The sequence below is a fragment of the Streptomyces sp. NPDC048514 genome (assembly GCF_043199955.1).
Classification (GTDB): Bacteria; Actinomycetota; Actinomycetes; order Streptomycetales; family Streptomycetaceae; genus Streptomyces.
Genome location: NZ_JBICWT010000005.1, coordinates 147,142 through 161,603 on the forward strand (window position 1 = coordinate 147,142; position 14,462 = coordinate 161,603).

12 protein-coding genes and 1 pseudogene are annotated in these 14,462 nt (G+C 70.7%); 6 read left to right on the plus strand and 7 right to left on the minus strand.

The genetic code is table 11. From position 1 onward, the window contains the following. Nucleotides 1-67 precede the first annotated feature (67 nt). The 3 genes and pseudogenes from ACGFT2_RS12385 to ACGFT2_RS12395 form a co-directional block, all read left to right on the plus strand. Nucleotides 68-1,330 carry a DUF445 domain-containing protein gene (locus ACGFT2_RS12385; protein ID WP_393276672.1) on the plus strand — a complete coding sequence of 421 codons (1,263 nt, stop codon included), beginning with the start codon at nt 68-70 and terminating at the stop codon, nt 1,328-1,330. 158 nt (nt 1,331-1,488) lie between these two features. After that, nucleotides 1,489-3,051, plus strand: a complete 1,563-nt coding sequence (locus ACGFT2_RS12390) for an MFS transporter (protein ID WP_393276675.1) — start codon at nt 1,489-1,491, stop codon at nt 3,049-3,051. Nucleotides 3,052-3,083: 32 nt separating this feature from the next. After that, nucleotides 3,084-3,215, plus strand: a pseudogene (locus ACGFT2_RS12395) (AraC family transcriptional regulator); the annotation flags it as partial. A gap of 136 nt (nt 3,216-3,351) precedes the next feature. Here the strand turns inward: ACGFT2_RS12395 and ACGFT2_RS12400 are convergent. Then, nucleotides 3,352-3,654, minus strand: coding sequence for a hypothetical protein (locus ACGFT2_RS12400; RefSeq protein ID WP_393276678.1), 303 nt, complete (start codon nt 3,652-3,654; stop codon nt 3,352-3,354). A gap of 301 nt (nt 3,655-3,955) precedes the next feature. Here ACGFT2_RS12400 and ACGFT2_RS12405 point away from each other — a divergent pair, with 301 nt between their 5' ends. Further along, entirely contained in the window at nt 3,956-4,450 is a 495-nt protein-coding gene (locus ACGFT2_RS12405; RefSeq protein ID WP_393276681.1) for a DUF2267 domain-containing protein, read from the plus strand. A 93-nt stretch (nt 4,451-4,543) separates the two neighbouring features. Here the strand turns inward: ACGFT2_RS12405 and ACGFT2_RS12410 are convergent, their stop codons facing one another. Both ACGFT2_RS12410 and ACGFT2_RS12415 read right to left on the minus strand, forming a co-directional pair. Continuing rightward, nucleotides 4,544-7,690, minus strand: a complete 3,147-nt coding sequence (locus ACGFT2_RS12410) for a DUF3427 domain-containing protein (RefSeq protein ID WP_393276683.1) — start codon at nt 7,688-7,690, stop codon at nt 4,544-4,546. 96 nt (nt 7,691-7,786) lie between these two features. Next, nucleotides 7,787-8,815 carry a hypothetical protein gene (locus ACGFT2_RS12415; protein WP_393276686.1) on the minus strand — a complete coding sequence of 343 codons (1,029 nt, stop codon included), beginning with the start codon at nt 8,813-8,815 and terminating at the stop codon, nt 7,787-7,789. A 357-nt stretch (nt 8,816-9,172) separates the two neighbouring features. On the opposite strand from ACGFT2_RS12415, the gene ACGFT2_RS12420 reads away from it, so the two are divergent. Then, nucleotides 9,173-9,991, plus strand: coding sequence for a class E sortase (locus ACGFT2_RS12420; protein ID WP_393276689.1), 819 nt, complete (start codon nt 9,173-9,175; stop codon nt 9,989-9,991). A gap of 11 nt (nt 9,992-10,002) precedes the next feature. Here the strand turns inward: ACGFT2_RS12420 and ACGFT2_RS12425 are convergent, their stop codons facing one another. Together ACGFT2_RS12425 and ACGFT2_RS12430 are read right to left on the minus strand one after the other, a co-directional pair. Beyond that, nucleotides 10,003-10,596: a DUF4291 domain-containing protein gene (locus ACGFT2_RS12425; RefSeq protein ID WP_393276692.1), complete on the minus strand. Its 594-nt coding sequence runs from the start codon at nt 10,594-10,596 to the stop codon at nt 10,003-10,005. Nucleotides 10,597-10,657: 61 nt separating this feature from the next. Further along, nucleotides 10,658-11,776 carry a hypothetical protein gene (locus tag ACGFT2_RS12430; RefSeq protein ID WP_393276695.1) on the minus strand — a complete coding sequence of 373 codons (1,119 nt, stop codon included), beginning with the start codon at nt 11,774-11,776 and terminating at the stop codon, nt 10,658-10,660. Nucleotides 11,777-12,145: 369 nt separating this feature from the next. Between ACGFT2_RS12430 and ACGFT2_RS12435 the strand changes: the two genes are divergently transcribed. Continuing rightward, nucleotides 12,146-13,300, plus strand: a complete 1,155-nt coding sequence (locus ACGFT2_RS12435) for a cystathionine gamma-synthase (RefSeq protein ID WP_393276698.1) — start codon at nt 12,146-12,148, stop codon at nt 13,298-13,300. Between the two features lie 179 nt (nt 13,301-13,479). On the opposite strand, the gene ACGFT2_RS12440 is transcribed toward ACGFT2_RS12435, so the two are convergent. Beyond that, nucleotides 13,480-13,728 (minus strand): hypothetical protein, encoded by a 249-nt coding sequence (locus ACGFT2_RS12440; protein WP_393277664.1) that lies wholly within the window; start codon nt 13,726-13,728, stop codon nt 13,480-13,482. Between the two features lie 184 nt (nt 13,729-13,912). Beyond that, nucleotides 13,913-14,419 (minus strand): sigma factor-like helix-turn-helix DNA-binding protein, encoded by a 507-nt coding sequence (locus tag ACGFT2_RS12445; protein ID WP_393277666.1) that lies wholly within the window; start codon nt 14,417-14,419, stop codon nt 13,913-13,915. Between the last annotated feature and the right edge of the window lie 43 nt (nt 14,420-14,462).

Genomic DNA, 14,462 nt, shown 5'->3' on the forward strand with positions numbered 1-14,462 from the left:
TGCTTCCGGGGCCGCGGCCGACGCCGGGGGAGCGGGCGCACCGGCGCGGGCGACGTCGTACCGGACCATGACGGCCTTCACCCCGGCGGACGAGGAGCGCCAGGCGGGCGTGCGGCGCATGAAGCTCACGGCGACCGGGATGCTGCTGTTCGTGGCGGTGGTCTACGCCCTGGCCGAGCTGGCGGCCCACGAGGGCGCCGGAACCTGGGCGGGCTATGTGGCCGCGGCCGCTGAGGCGGGCATGGTCGGCGCGCTCGCGGACTGGTTCGCGGTGACGGCCCTCTTCCGGCACCCGCTCGGACTGCCCATCCCGCACACCGCGATCATCCCCACCAAGAAGGATCAGCTGGGGGTCTCCCTGGGCGAGTTCGTCGGGGAGAACTTCCTGTCCGAGGACGTCGTACGGGAGCGGCTGCGCTCGGTCGGCATCGGCAGCCGGCTGGGTGCCTGGCTGGCGGAACCGGAGCACGCCGACCGGGTGACGGCGGAACTGGCGACCGCCCTGCGGGGCGCGCTGACGGTCCTGCGGGACTCCGACGTGCAGGCGGTCGTGGGTGAGGCGATCACGCGCCGCGCCGACGCGCAGGAGATCGCCCCGGGCATCGGCAAGATGCTGGACAAGGTCGTGGCGAACGGCGGGCACCGGCGCGTGGTCGATCTGGTGGTGGGCCGCGCGCACGACTGGCTCGTGCTGCACCGGGACGACGTGATGGTCGCCGTGGAGGGTGGCGCGCCCGGCTGGACCCCCCGGTTCGTCGACAAGAAGGTCGGTGAGCGGGTCTACCGGGAGCTGCTGCGGTTCGTCACCGAGATGCGGGACATGCCGTCCCATCCGGCGCGCGGCGCGCTGGACCGGTTCCTCTCCGACTTCGCCACCGATCTGCAGTCCGACACGGACACCCGGGCGCGGGTGGAGCGGCTCAAGGGCGAGGTGCTGGGCCGGGGCGAGGTGCAGGACCTGATCGCGTCCGCGTGGACGTCCGTACGGTCCATGATCGTGGCGGCGGCCGACGACGAGCGCAGCGAGCTGCGGCTGCGGGTGCGGGCAGCGCTGCTGTCCCTGGGTTCGCGGATGGCCACCGAGCCCAAGGTGCAGGAGAAGGTCGACAGCTGGGTGGAGGGCGTGGCGGTGCACGTCGTGACGACCTACCGCAAGGAGATCACCTCCCTGATCACGGACACGGTGGCGGGCTGGGACGCCGAGCACACGACACGCAAGATCGAGGCGCACATCGGCCGCGACCTGCAGTTCATCCGGATCAACGGCACGGTGGTCGGATCCCTGGCGGGGCTGCTGATCTACACCGTCTCGCGCAGCCTGGGCGGCTGACCGGGACTGTTCGGCGCGGTGCGGGGCGGCTGACCGGGACTGTTCGGCGCGGTGCGGGGCGCCTGACCGGGAGCGTTTCGCGAGGGCTGGGAGGTCGGCCGGCCTATTCCGGTGAGGCCCGGGCACCCGATAGCGGTCCTTCGCGGAGGAGGGAGCCCATGAGCACAGCAGCCGAAGCGCCGTCGCCGGAGACCGGCCGAACCATCACCACCAACATTCCCGCCCGACTCGATCGTCTGCCCTGGTCCCACTGGCACTGGACGATCGTGATCGGTCTCGGCACCGTGTGGATCCTCGACGGCCTGGAGGTCACGGTCGTCGGCAACATCGCCAGCCGGCTGTCCGAGCCCGGCAGCGGCCTGTCCATCTCCTCAGGCCAGGTCACCGGGGTGGCCGCCGCCCTGTACGTCGCGGGCGCCTGCGTCGGTGCCCTGTTCTGGGGACGGCTGACCGACCGGTACGGCCGCAAGAAGCTCTTCATGATCACCCTGGCGGTGTACCTGGCGGCGACCGCCATGACGGCCGTCTCATGGGAAGCCTGGTGGTTCTTCCTGTTCCGCTTCCTGACGGGCTTCGGCATCGGCGGCGAGTACGCGGCGATCAACTCCGCGATCGACGAGCTGATCCCGGCGAACTACCGCGGCCGGGTCGACCTGATCATCAACGGCAGCTTCTGGCTGGGCGCGGTCGGCGGTTCCCTGCTGTCGATCGTCGCGCTCGACACCGACCTGCTGGCCGCCAACGTCGGCTGGCGCCTCACCTTCGCCCTGGGCACCGTACTGGCCCTGGTCATCCTGCTGGTGCGCCGGCACGTCCCCGAGAGCCCACGCTGGCTGCTGATCCACGGCAGGGACCGAGAGGCGGAGGAGATCGTCCGCGGCATCGAACGGCAGATCGAGGAGGAGAGGCGCGAACCGCTCCCCGAGCCGCAGGGCGAACTGGAGATCCACCAGCGCAAGAGCGTGAGCTTCAGGGAGATCGCCGGCACCGTCTTCGGTCAGTACCGCAGGCGCGCGGTACTCGGTTTCTCCCTCTTCATCGGCCAGGCGTTCCTGTACAACGCGATCACCTTCGGCTTCGGCGCGATCCTGACCAAGTTCTACGACGTGCCGTCCGACCACACCGGCTACTACTTCGCGGTGATCGCGGTCGGCAACTTCTGCGGTCCGCTGCTGCTGGGCAAGCTGTTCGACACGGTCGGCCGGCGGGTGATGATCTCCTCGACGTACCTGCTCTCCGGCCTGCTGCTGTTCGGCACGGCCTGGCTGTTCGGCCAGGGCTCGCTGAGCGCGAGCACACTCACGGCCTGCTGGTGCGTGGTGCTGTTCTTCGCCTCGGCAGGTGCCTCCAGCGCGTATCTGACGGTGTCGGAGATCTTCCCGATGGAGACGCGGGCGATGTCCATCGCCTTCTTCTACGCCCTCGGCACCGCGGCCGGCGGCATCAGCGGCCCGCTGCTGTTCGCCGACCTCACGGGCACGGGCAAGGTTCGCGACACGGTCCTCGCCTTCTCCATCGGCGCGGCCCTGATGTGCGCGGCGGGCCTGGTCGCGGCCTTCCTCGCGGTGAACGCCGAGCGCCGCTCCCTGGAGGACATCGCGCGCCCGCTCACCGCGGCGGCGAGCCGGGCCAAGGCGGCGACGAAGAACGCCCGTCCGCCCCGCCCGTCGACGGGCAAGGGCCAGGGCCCGACGATTCCGCCGGCGGCGAGCACGCCGTGAGGACGGGACGGCGGCGAGAGCCGCCGTCCGCCTCGGCGGTCGCCGCGCACGCGGCCCGGATGTCGGTGATGCCGCTGGAACGGGAGAGCGGTCAGGCACGGCTCATCGTCCACGACCCGCCCCCGCCCCCGGCCGGTGCGCCCGTGGAGCCGCTGCTGCACTGGCCGGCGTGTCAGCCGCCCCGGTTGCGTCGGCCCTGTCTCGTCGGCAGGCCCGGTTGCGTCGGCCCTGTCTCGTCGGCAGGCCCGGTTGCGTCGGCCCTGTCTCGTCGGCAGGCCCGGTCGCGTCAGCCTGGTTGCGTCAGCCCTGCCGGTCGGCGACGGCCCAGGAGGCGAGGGCGACGGCGCCGGCGACGCCCAGGACCGCCGGCCAGGCGCCGACCTTCTTGGCCAGCGGATGGGACCCGGCGAACGCGGTTACGTACGCGGCGGTCAGTGCGCCCGCGGCTTTCCCGCCGGCCCGAGAACGCCACTGCTGCGCCGCGGCGGCCCCGGCGACGGCCAGTACCGCCCCGCCGAGCGGCCGCTTCTTCGTCCAGCGGGCGACGCCGTAACCACCGACGAGTCCGCTCGCGGCGACGACCGCGCTGGGAACCCTGGCCATGACTGCCTCCTATGTCCCTGTATCGACCCCGAGGTATGCCCTGAGGCTAACGCGCAGGCGAGGAGGCCGGTCGAACCTGAGTCGAGGCTTGTCAGGTTGCCGACGGGCGGATTTCCGACGGACGGGCGCACGGACGCAGGGGGCGGGTCGGGCGTCGCACACCGCGCACCGGCACGGGTCACCCCACACGCGTCATGACGCCACATGCCGCACATTGGCCGAACTACCGCTCATGCACGCCGCATTACGGGGTACTGGGCTTCTCGGTGTCCCGAAGTGTTCTGGAGGAGGAGCCAGCGCGATGACCGTGACGACCCCGCAGCCGAGAAGGACCATCCCCGCTTCGTCCACGCCCCTGCGGCCCGTGGTCCCCGGTGTTCAGGGGGCGGCCGAGGACGCCGGCTGGCTGAAGCTGACGGACGCGGTGCGCGAGGCGGGCCGGTACGCGACGAGCGCCGAGGCCGAGCGGGTCGCCCGCATCGTCCTCTCGGCCCTGGGCGGCCACGTGACCGGCGACGAACGGGTGGCCCTGGCCCAGGCCCTCCCCCGGGAGGCGGGACGGATGATCGCGTCCCAGATCCCGGCGCCCCAGCCGCTGCCGGCCCGTGAGTTCGTCGAGTCGGTGGCGGCCCGCATCGAGGGTTCGACCCCGGCGACGGCCCGCTGGGACGTCAGCTCGGTACTGAGCGTGCTGTCCGACCAGCTGGGCGAGCCCCTGACGACCCGAGTCCTCGCCCAACTCCCCCCGGGCTACGCCCTGCTGTTCGGCCGCGCAGAACTCTCCCGAGCAGCCTGACCCCGCCCCACCGGGCGCCGCACACCCTGCGGCGCCCGTCTTGCCGGGGCAGTGGGGCAGGGCGCACCTTGGTCGGCGTCGGTCCTTGCCCGGTTAGCTCGCAGTGATCGCGGAGTACGTCCACACGTCGGCCGGTAGGGCGTGTTTCAGGCGCCAGGTGATCGCCATCGGCTTGCTGCCGGTGTGGGTTTCGTAGGTCGCGGGGCCAAGGAGCATCCACGGCTGAGACTTACCTATGTCCGTGTTCTTGTAACGTCGAACGAACAACAGCACCTCACTGTCGCGTTGGACATGCTCCCGGTAGCGTAGGCCGGTGCGGGAGTCGGCGGCCGTCGCGTTCTGGGACTCCCAGTGGAAGAGTGTTGGGCTCAGCGCGTAATCCTTGTAGCGAATTGTGGGCGAGAAGTCTTTCTCGTTCTTCTCCAAGGTGATGAGTAGAGCATCCGTCTGCAGATCCTCCACCCACTGAACGCCCTGTGCGAAGGAGCGAGGCATCTGACCGCCGAACCGTGCCACGCCGAGAGCGGCGAGGATCTCAGAGCGGTTGTATGAACTGTGGACCTTCAATGGAACATTCCGGAGGCGACCCGTGAGAGGAACGGGAAAGTGGTCTGCCTGTTCGACGACATGCGACAACACCTGCCTCAGTTCGTCTCGAAACGCTCTTTGAGGGGCCAGTGAATCCAGGCCCTCCCGGAATTCCGGGAAGCCACCGGCATTATCCCAGACATTGAAGAACAGCATGCGGGCGTACGGTTGATCGGTGGGACTGAGTTCCTCGTATGGTGGGGCGTCGTCTCCCAGGATCCGCAGGTAGGCTTCGGCGCGCTCCACGTCGTCTACGTGGAGAAAGGAATGGATCCGCTTCAACAGCGATGCTTCACCTGCCGGTGCGTCCCCCACGAGCAGCCCGGCTCGGCGCAGGACGGTCGTCCAGGAGTTATCGCTCTTGTACAGCTCCTTGATCTCCCGGCGACTCTCGCGCAGGTAGTCCGCGAGGCGGAGAGTGCCGTACCCCCGGACTTCGTTCGCCAGCGTTTTGATCGTCGCACCCAGTTGGGTCCGGATGTTGTCGAGTACGAGCTCCTTGGACTTGCCTTCCAGAAGGATCTGGCAGCCGGAAGGCAGCTGGGGGAAGTCATGCTCGATGTGGTCGACAAGCCGGTTGCGCGACAGGTTCGTCAGCGCGCGGAACCGTTCCTCGAAGCGGAACTCCGCGCGGTGCTGTCCGATGAAGTCGAGGACCGTGAGTACGGGCTTCTTCTCGGTGCGCCTCAGGCCGCGGCCCAACTGCTGAAGGAAGACGGTCGCACTGCTGGTGGGGCGGAGGAGTAGCAAGGTGTCGACATCGGGGATGTCGAGTCCTTCGTTGAACAGGTCGACGGAGAAGATCACCTGAAGCCTGCCATGACGCAGATCATCCAGCGCCTGGGCCCGCACACGGCTGGGCGAACTGCTGTCGAGCGCCTTCGCCCGGAACCCGGCCTTGGTGAAGAAGCCCGCCATGAAGTGAGCGTGCTTCTTGCTCACGCAGAAGCCCAGAGCCCGCATCGCGCCAGGGTGGGAGATCTTGTCCTGGACCTGCTTCACCACGATCCGGGCCCGGGCGTCGTTCCCGGTGTAGAGGGTGTCAAGGTCTTGATCGGCGTATGCGCCCTTCTGCCAGCCCACGTTCCGCAGGTCGGTACCATCCGGAATGCCGAAGTAGTGGAACGGGCACAACAAGTCGTTCTCCAGGGCTTCCCACAGTCGCATCTCGGCAGCGATGCGCCCCTCGAAGAACTCGTCCTGGACGTTGAGCCCATCCATCCGCTCGGGGGTCGCCGTCAGGCCCAGCAGCTCCTCTGGAGCGAAGTGGCCGACTATCCGGCGATACGTCGCGGCGGTGGCGTGATGGAACTCATCGATGACGATGATGTCGAAATGGCCGGGGGAGAGCTGCTCCAGCCGCCGCACGTTGAGCGACTGAACGCTGGCGAAGACGTGGTTCCACTCGCGGGGATCCTGCCCCGCGTGCAGCAGCTCACCGAACGAGGCGTCGTCCAACACCTCTCGGTACGTACGCAGAGACTGGTTGAGGATTTCCTTCCGGTGGGCCACGAACAGCAAAGTGGGCCGCCGGTCGGCCGATTTATGGCACAGGCTGCGGTAGTCCAGCGCAGCCATCACGGTCTTCCCGGTGCCAGTGGCCGCAACGAGCAGATTCCGGTGCCGTCCGCGAATCTCCCGCTCGACGTCGAGTCGCTCCAGCATGTCCCGCTGGTGCGGGAACGGGCGCACTTCGAGACCCGAAAGATTGATCTTGAGATCGGCAGTCGCGGTAGTGCCGCCGGCCTGGGCGAGAGCTGTATCGAGGCGCTCACCGTGGAGACCGGGATCGTACGTCTCGAAGGCGCTGTCGTTCCAGTACGCCTCGAAGGTCGCCTCGAATTTGTTCAGGACAGCCGGTGTGGCGACGGACGACAGCCGTACGTTCCACTCCAGGCCGTCGAGCAGGGCGGCCTTCGAAAGGTTCGAACTACCGACGTAAGCGGTGTCGAAGCCGGTTTCGCGGCGGAACAACCAGGCCTTGGCGTGGAGACGCGTCGAACGGGTCTCGTAGTTGACCTTGACGGTGGCACCGAAGTCGCGAACGAGACGGTCAAGGGCGTGGCGGTCGGTGGCACCCATGTAGGTGGTGGTGATGACGCGGATCTCCACACCCCGGTCTTTCGCGGCGCGGAGCGCGTCCTCCAAAACCCGTATGCCGTACCACTTCACGAATGCGCAGAGCAGGTCGACGCGGTCTGAGGTCGCCAGTTCGGCACGCAACTCCGCCCCCAGGCTGACGTCCTCCGGTGAGTTCGTGAGCAGGGCTGTCTCGGAGAGCGGAGTAAGCGGTCGGACGGCGTAGGCCCCCGGTGCCTCCTGCTTGGCCAGGGCAAGCAGCTGTCGCGGGCCCTCGACGACGGTACCCGGGGGGTCGGCGGCGTCCTGCCCGGTCGCACCAGTCGTCAGGGACTCGAGTACCCGATTGACGAACGGTACGTGCTGGTCGGGTGGGAGCTGCTGGAGCCTGCGGGTGACGACCTCACTGACGTGTCGGGCCAGGACATGGGGTGAGGACTCGACGCTGATCTCTGCGTCGATCGCCTTCCACCCCATGGCCTCGAGCTGGCCCAAGTCATCGCGCACGCGCTGAGTGATCAGCTTCTCGTACACCCCGGCGACCGGCTGTGGCGGACCCCCCGCTCCCGTCACTACGACCCCCTCGTAGGTACATCAATGTGCCTCTGTTCTAACAGCAAGCACTGACACCCGAGCGAAGCGGAGGGCTTTCGCTACCAGCGCGTGACGTCAGACAGTCGCGCCATGGCACTCCTCATAACCCAGGCCGGTCCCGCACCAGCACCCCACGCCCCGCTGCGGCGGCCAGGCCGTGGCGCGGCCTCGGGCTGCCAGCGTCGTCGCGTACTGGGGCAGCAGGGCCGGGTCGGCCGGGGAGGAGCCCTCCGATGCCGCGAAGGCCTCGTAGGAGGGGACCGTGCCGGTGACGATGCCGAGGTTGGGGGTGCCCGAGGAGGACAGTTCGCGCAGCGAGGACTCTATGGTCGACAGGTGCTCCTCGTGGGAGGGGTACTCGGTCGACAGCGCGGGGTACGCCGACAGGAGCTCCGCCAGCTCAGGCGCCGGCCAGTGGAGGATCGCCACCGGGAAGGGGCGGGAGAGGGCCTCGCGGTAGGCACCCAGCTCCGCTCGGAGGCGGGTGATCTCCGCCTCGAGTTCCGCCGGGTTCTCCGAGCCGAGGGACCACACGCGATTCGGGTCGTGGAGTTCGTCGAGGGAGACCGAGGACGCGGACGCGGACGTGTGGAGGGCGTCCGCCAGGGCGTCCCAGTCGTCGTGCGGCAGGCCCTGCATACGGCGGACGCGGTGGCGGCCGTAGAGGAGCGGGTGCGTGCCGGAAGGGGGCTCGGTCTCGTCCGCCAGCAGCAGACGCGCTCCCTCCGTGAACGTCTCCGCCGCCGCCTCCAGTTCGTCGTGGGACTCGAGGGCCTCGGCCACGATCACCCAGGGGGCCGGGTCATGGGGCGCGGCGGCGCGGACGCCGTCGATGATCGCCCGCGCCTCGGCCTCATGGCCGTACTCCCAGAGATTCGATGCCTTCAGGGCGCGGATCAGGGCCGGGTCGTCCAGTTCCCCGGCCGACGAGAGCAGGCGGTCGTAGAGCGTGGTGGCCGCGGGGCGGTCGCCGGACAGTTCCAGGTGGGCCGCCGCTCGCAGCAGCAGGGCCTCGGCGTCCTCCGGATACAGTCCGGCGGTCCGCTCCAGGCGTGCGGCCTCGGCGGTGTGGTCGACGTTCTCGGCAGGCGTGTCGGGGCGCATGGGGGACACCGTACTGCCGGTCGATGACAAACGTGAGGGAGAGGCACTCCCGTGCCGTCCCCGGGCGGCGGACGCGGGCCGCCGTACGGATGCCTTCTGTGCGGACGTCGGCATACGGACTCGGCATGCGCAGGACAGGTCAGCCGGTCACCGAGGACCGCGCGGGCCACCGCAAGGGCCACACGGCCCGGTCACCAAGGTCGCCCGGCCTTCGAACGGCTACCAGGACGCCCTGCCCCCGGGGTGAGAGCCGGGCCTCGCCCTGCCGCTATGGCCAGTTGAAGCCGGTGCGCCTATCTTGCGTCCGGCTTCGGCTTCGGCTTCGGCTGCGGGTGCGCGCCGGGGAGGTGGGTTCGGATGCGGACTTCGTCGCGCGTGCGGGTCGTGGGGCACGCGGATCGGCGCAGACGCGCACGGCGACGGCGGGTGCTGTGGGGTGGCGGCGAGGTGCTCGTCACCGTGGGGGTGCTGCTCATGCTGCTGGTGGTGCACCAGCTGTGGTGGACCAACCGGGAGGCGCGGCGCGGAGCCGAGCGGAAGGTGGCGGCGCTGGAACGGGAGTGGCGGAGCGACCGCGCCGGCAGCGACGGCAGCCGTGACACCGAGGGTGACGGCCCCGGCCGTGGCGGCACCGGAGGCGACCCGGGTACGGCACCCGCGCCGACGGCCGGCTCAGGCGCCTCGACACGGCAGCGGTCGCACACCCCGGTGACGCTGCCGCGACGGTCCCAGGCGTACGCCGTGCTCACCGTGCCGCGGCTGCACCTGCGCGTCCCCGTCGCCGAGGGCGTGAGCAGGGCGGGCGTCCTCGACAAGGGGTATGTGGGGCATTACCGCGGCACTCAACAGCCCGGGCAGGCCGGGAACTTCGCGCTCGCGGGGCACCGGAACACGCACGGGGAGCCCTTCCGGTACCTTCCCCGGCTGCGGCCGGGGGACGACATCGAGGTGGAGACACGGACCGCGACCTACACGTACGACGTCGACAAGGTGCTGCCGCGGACCTCGGCGGCGGACTCGGGTGTTCTCCGGGCCGTGCCGCGCTCCCTCGTCCGCCCCGGCCACGGATACGACGAGCCCGGCTACTACATCACCCTGACCACCTGCACCCCCGAATTCACCTCGCGCTACCGGATGGTGGTGTGGGGGAGGCTCGTCTCCACGCGGCCCCGGTGACGCCCACCCCGTCACCCCTCCAGATGGGCGAGGGGCTCGCCGGTGACGGTGTACGGGCGTTCCGGCGGCAGCAACCGCGCCGCCGAGTCCAGGTCACCGGAACTGACTAGGCCGTGGATCTCGTGGGCCAACGGGGTCGTGTCACGGATGGCGACGGTCCACTCGTCTGCGTAGCGTCGTGCGGCCTCGCCGGAGAGGCCGAGTTGCAGAGACCGGTGCGGCAGGGGTCGCAGACGCAGGTCACGCTCGGGGTCCCACTGCACGCGCGTGGGCGCACGCTTCACGTCGCGCTGCCAGGTGGCCCGGTCGGGGTGCACTTCCCGGGCATAGCTCGACAGACACGCCTGACGCAGCGCCCAGTCGAACCCGGCACGGCTGATCTCGACGGCGAGGACGATTTCCTGCCCCGCCTTCGCCCCCCAGCCGCAGCGATACATCATCCACAGGAACGACGGCTTGATCCACGTCATCCTGTCCCGCTTCCACGTGGAGGGGAAGCGGCCTTCGCGGACGGCGGGCAGGCCTATGTCCGGGGAGTAGGCCTGATAGACGGTGACGGTTGATTCCGTGTGGACCGCACGGATCTCGCGCCGTGGTTCTTCCATGGTGTACAGCCTGGGGCCGGCCGGTCGGACGGCCAACTGGTTTTCGGGCGGGTGGGGGCGGTCAGCCGGGGAGGGTTGCCGGGTTGCCGCCGTTGGCCTCGTAGCCGGCCACGGCCAGTGCGCGGTAGACGGCGAACTCGGCGGCCGGGTCGGCGGACAGAGTCCAGGGCAGCGCGCCCACGTGACCGTCGACGTGGATCAGCTGCTGCATGGCCTCCGCCCAGCGCTCGGCACGGACCAGGAAGAAGATCAGCAGATGGCGGACGTGCGCCAGCATCGGGTCGTCGGGCCGGGCCGCGTGCACCGCGTGCAGCGCGCCGTGCATCGCCTTGGTGACGACCTCGCTCCGGTAGAAGCCGGCGACCAGGTTCACCTCCGGGAGGTGCTCGAAGACCGCGAAGAGCGGCAGCGCGGCGAGCAGCGAGCCCTGCGGGGCGCGGGCGGCCGCCGCCTCGGCGAAGGAGTACGCCTGCGCGCGCGAGCCGTGCCACTTCTCGCACCAGTAGTGCAGCGCGGCCAGATGCGCGCCCATGTGGTGCGGGGCGCGGTCGAGGATCTTCAGCCACAGCTGCTCGAACTCGGCCTGCGGATAACCGAGTCCACGGCCGATGGACAGCTCGATGATGTACGGCACCGGGTCGCCGGGGGCCAGCAGGGCCGCCTGTGCGCAGGCGTCCCGGGCCTCCTCCATGATGATCCGGAAGTCGTCGGTGCCCGGTGTCGACGTACGCCAGGCCTGCTGTACCAGGAACTCCGCGTGCACGGCGGCACCGCCCGCGTCCTTGGGCTGCTCGGCACGCCAGACCCGCAGCCACTGGCCGCCCGGCGTCTCGTGCACCCCGCCGGGCCGCTGCTGCAGCTCCAGCGCGGCGGCGCCCGCGAAGGCCTGCACCCGCTGCCAGCGGGTCTCGCCCCCGGCCTCGGTGCCGGCCAGCAACTGTGCGGCGGCCCGGTAGTCCTGGGTGCGCTGCACCAGCTCCAGGACGTCCAGCAGATCCTGGTCCGGGCCCGGCATGCGTATGTCCAGCTCCTCCTGGAGCACGAAGCCGTAGTCCGCCGGGTCGGCGGCGTCCGGGTGACCCGGGTGCACCTGCTCGATCGCCCCGCGCCTACGTCGCATGACCGTGAGCAGGGCGAAGCTCATCAGGAGCAGTGCCATCAGCAGCCAGAGAATCGCCATGCCCCAAGCGAACCAGACGCCGCCGACAATTGGCCAACCCCGCCGTCCGGCTCATGACAGGTCAGCCGGTCCCCGGGGCGGGTGTGGCAGAGAGCGGCAGAAAGTGAGAGCCGGGGCCGGTGTGGTCCGCCCCCGCCCCGCCTCGACGCCGCTCGCGCACCCCGCCCCGCCGTCCCGCCCCGCCTCGACGCCGCTCGCGCACCCCCGCCGTCCCGCCCCGCCTCGACGCCGCTCGCGCACCCCAGCCGTCCCGCCCCGCCTCGCACCCCGTGCCCCGTCCCCCCGTGCGCCTAGGGAAAACCCTTCGGTCGGCGCTCCGTGAGCCGGGCGGGCGTCAGCATCCGGCCGAGCGCACTACGCTCGGTGCACATGAGCGACAGGCACATCAGTCAGCACTTCGAGACCCTCGCGATCCACGCGGGCAACACCGCGGATCCCCTCACCGGCGCGGTCGTCCCGCCGATCTACCAGGTCTCGACCTACAAGCAGGACGGCGTCGGCGGGCTGCGCGGCGGCTACGAGTACAGCCGTAGCGCCAACCCGACCCGGACCGCCCTGGAGGAGAACCTCGCCGCGCTGGAGGGTGGCCGCCGCGGCCTCGCCTTCGCGTCCGGCCTGGCGGCCGAGGACACCCTGCTGCGCACGCTGCTCAGGCCCGGCGACCACGTGGTCATCCCGAACGACGCCTACGGCGGCACCTTCCGCCTCTTCGCCAAGGTCGCCACCCGCTGGGGCGTGGAGTGGTCCGTCGCCGACAGCAGCGACCCGGCCGCGGTCCGCGCCGCGATCACCTCGAAGACCAAGGCCGTCTGGGTGGAGACCCCCTCCAACCCGCTGCTCGGCATCACCGACATCGCCGCCGTCGCTCAGGTCGCCCACGACGCGGGCGCGAAGCTCGTCGTCGACAACACCTTCGCCACGCCCTACCTCCAGCAGCCGCTGGCGCTCGGGGCGGACGTCGTCGTGCACTCCCTGACCAAGTACATGGGCGGGCACTCGGACGTGGTCGGCGGCGCGCTGATCGTCTCCGACCAGGCGCTGGGCGAGGAGCTGACCTACCACCAGAACGCGATGGGCGGGGTCGCCGGCCCGTTCGACTCCTGGCTGGTGCTGCGCGGTGCCAAGACCCTCGCGGTGCGCATGGACCGGCACAGCGAGAACGCCACGAAGATCGCCGACATGCTGACCCGGCACGCGCGCGTGACGAGCGTGCTCTACCCGGGCCTGCCCGAGCACCCCGGCCACGAGGTCGCCGCCAAGCAGATGAAGGCGTTCGGCGGCATGGTGTCCTTCCGGGTCGAGGGCGGCGAGGAGGCCGCCGTCGAGGTGTGCAATCGCGCCAAGATCTTCACCCTTGGCGAGTCGCTCGGCGGCGTGGAGTCCCTGATCGAGCACCCCGGCCGGATGACGCACGCCTCGGCGGCCGGTTCCGCCCTCGAGGTCCCCGCCGACCTGGTGCGCCTGTCCGTGGGCATCGAGAACGTCGACGACCTGCTGGCGGACCTGCAGCAGGCCCTCGGCTAGCGGCCGGTCCGGGGCGTGCGGACGGCGGCCGGCGAGTGCGCCGGCCGCCGTGTGCGGGCGCTCCGGCATCCATTACCGGCTGTTGATCGTCTCCACCCGGTCACCAGCCGGTGATCGGTGGGGACGGTCGTCGCGGGTGTCGGTGGGGACGGGCACCAGGAGGCGATCGGTGGGGACGGTCACCAGCCGGTGACCGGTGGAGTCGTCTGCGAGGGCGGCTCCACCCACGGGTGCGCGCGCGAGGCCCACACGGTGAACGCCACGGCCGCGGCGCAGGCCAGCAGCCACAGCACGCGGCGGGCCACTCGCCGGCGCCGCAGCAGCCGCTCGCCGCGGTGCACCGCCTCCGCGTGCACGTCCACCGGCACCGGCGGCGGAGTCCGCTCCATGATCCGCCGCACGGCCGCCTCCCGCTCGGCCCGGTTCACCGCGGAAGCCCCGTCCGCCGTGGCCGCCACTCCGTCAGCCGTCGGCCAAGGCCGGAGCCAGCGCCGGAGCCAGAGCCGAAGCTGGAGCCGAAGTGGAATCCGGAGCTGAAGCCGCATCCGGAGCTGAGGCCGAATCCGGAGCCGGGGCCGGCGTCGCACGGTGCCAGGAATGGGCCCCGTCGCCTCATGACGGGGCCACCTTCGTGTTCATCGCGCGCGTGGCGGGCGGTCGTACCGGGTGCAGCAGGGTGGCCGCCGCTCGGTCGCAGATGGTCCGGACGCGTTCCGCGGGCAGGCCCAGCAGGGCAGCCGTCTGCTCCTCGGCGACACCTTCGTAGAGCCGGAGCACCAGGACCAGCCGCTCCTGCGGCGTGAGCGTGGCGAGCGGACTGCGCGGATCCGGGCGCCGGGCACGGGCGAGGACGCCGTGCTGGTGCCACGTCGCACGCGCGAAGCGCGTGGCGAGGTACTGGCGCGCGCTGTCGTACGGATCCTCCGCGAGCAGCCGGTCCCAGCGCGCGTAGGTGTGGGCCAGTGACAGGGTCAGCAGGCGGCGCGCGCGCGGATTGGCGGCCGGCGCCTCCGCGGTGAGCAGCGTGGCGGTGTGCAGCAGGCGCCCGGCCGCGCCCGCGACGAACGCCTCGAACTCGCGGGCCCGGCGGGCACCGCGGGACAGCTGACGATCACGCACCACGCCTCCCCCCTTGACGGGGCACCCTCCGGTACGGGACAGG